At 61.5% G+C, this 1,718-nt stretch carries 1 protein-coding gene; it reads right to left on the bottom strand.

The window, feature by feature from the left end:
- Positions 1-5 precede the first annotated feature (5 nt).
- Entirely contained in the window at positions 6-1,616 is a 1,611-nt protein-coding gene (locus tag H3T93_RS09065; protein WP_232348804.1) for an extracellular solute-binding protein, read from the bottom strand.
- Positions 1,617-1,718 lie beyond the last annotated feature (102 nt).

Raw genomic sequence — 1,718 nt, 5'->3', positions numbered from 1 at the left:
TCTGTTTATTTGTTGTTGTTGAGGTTGACTCCGATGGTGTCCATGTTCTTTTTGAAGGAGTTGTAGACGTCCTGTTGGATCTTGATGTTCTCGTCCAGTTTGTTCTTCTTCAGGTTGGCCACGTAGGCGTCCCATTCGTCCTCCACGCCGCCCTTGGTGACCCACTGGGCGAACTTGCTCATGGCCCCCTGGGTGATCCCGGTGTTGTTGGCGTTCATCGTGTTGGTCTGCTCCTCCGTCATGGGCATGTTGGCGTAGAGGATGTCCTTGTTGAAGTCCACGTCCGCATAGTCCCCGTCGTAGACGGCGTCCACGCCCTTGACCTCGGTGTGGAAGGCGGGCAGGTCCAGTTTCATCTCGTCGCTGATCCAGCCAGGGGCGCCGTCAGCCAGGGACTGGAAGAACTGCCAATCGGAGAGCTGGTGGTCTGCGGGAGGGTCGAGGATCTTGTAGTCGTTGACGGCGTTCTTCTTGACTGCCGTGCCGAAGGCGCCGTAGCGGGCCTGGATGGAGATGTCGGGCGAGTAGAAGGCGTCGACCAGTTTCAGGGCCGCCTCCTTGTTCTTGACCTTGCCGGAGACCACGATGCGGTCGGCCTGGTAGGCCAGGTCGTCCCCGTTGTAGGACCACACCGGCTTCTCCGCCTGGTCGGCCCTGGCCTTCAGGGAGGGCAGGGTGATGTACTGGTCGGCCAGCTGGGGGCCGAAGACATCGGAAGGGGTCCACATCCAAGTGAACCCGACCTTGGCCGTGGTTCCCTCGCCCTTGCAGGTGCCGGTGTACTTGGACCAGTCATGGGTGAAGGCCTCGGCCGAGATGACCCCGTCGGCCCAGAGCCTATGGAGGTAGGAGATGAGCTCCTTGTAACGGACGTCGGTCAGGTAGTTTTTCACCGTGCCGCCCTGCACATACATGCCCAGGCTCCCGTTGGGGACAACGATCCCCAGGCTGGCCAGGAGGACGTTGGGCTGGAAGAGGCCGAACCCGCCGGTCCCCGGCGAATTGAACTCCATGGGAATCTCGTCGGCCTTCCCGTTGCCGTTGGGGTCGCCGGTCTTGAACGCCTTGAGGACGGTCTCGAGCTCATCCCAGGTGGTCGGCACCTTCAACCCCAGCTTGTCAAGCCACTGCTTGTTGATGAACATGTGGTTGCTGGTGCGTGCGGTGGTCGGCCGATCCACGGTTGGGGCGCCCAGAATCTTGCCCGAGGCCGTCGTCGAGATCACCCGCGCATAGGGCTCCGTCTTGAAGGTCTTGGACAGGTTGGGCATCTTCCCCAGCTCGGGCTTGAGATCGAGGAAGAGACTGCCATACTCGCCCATGTCCCCCGATCCGAAACCGCTGATGGTCACGTCGGCCACCTCGCCCGCGGCCAGGGAGGCCTTCTTCTGCTGGTCCCACGAGGAACCAGCCACGTCCTGCCAGTCGATCTTGCACCCGCAGGCCTTCTCCAGATCCTTGGTCCACCCCATCTTCGACATCTTCTCGGCCCGCGCGTCCTTGACGACCTGCACCGTGACGATCGGCCTGCCGTCTTCGGCGGTGGAAGCCCCGCCGCTCCCACAGCCCGCCAAGGCCATGACCGAAACACAAGCCAGGGCCGTCACCTTCAACATAACCCCATAACGCCTCATCGCTCTCATCCTCCTATTGAATGCCGGGACCCCATAGTCCCGGCTCACCAGCTGTAATCAGCAAAGCAATCTCACAGTAACAGA

This window comes from Bifidobacterium sp. M0404 (assembly GCF_016101415.1).
Taxonomy (GTDB): Bacteria; Actinomycetota; Actinomycetes; order Actinomycetales; family Bifidobacteriaceae; genus Bombiscardovia; species Bombiscardovia polysaccharolytica.
Note: the sequence above shows the minus strand (reverse complement) of the source record. Positions and strands in the feature narration are given on the sequence as shown.

Excerpts from the sequence above, each read along its gene's own strand:
- H3T93_RS09065 (WP_232348804.1), bottom strand. The coding sequence starts at position 1,616 with ATGTTGAAGGTGACGGCCCTGGCTTGTGTTTCGGTCATGGCCTTGGCG.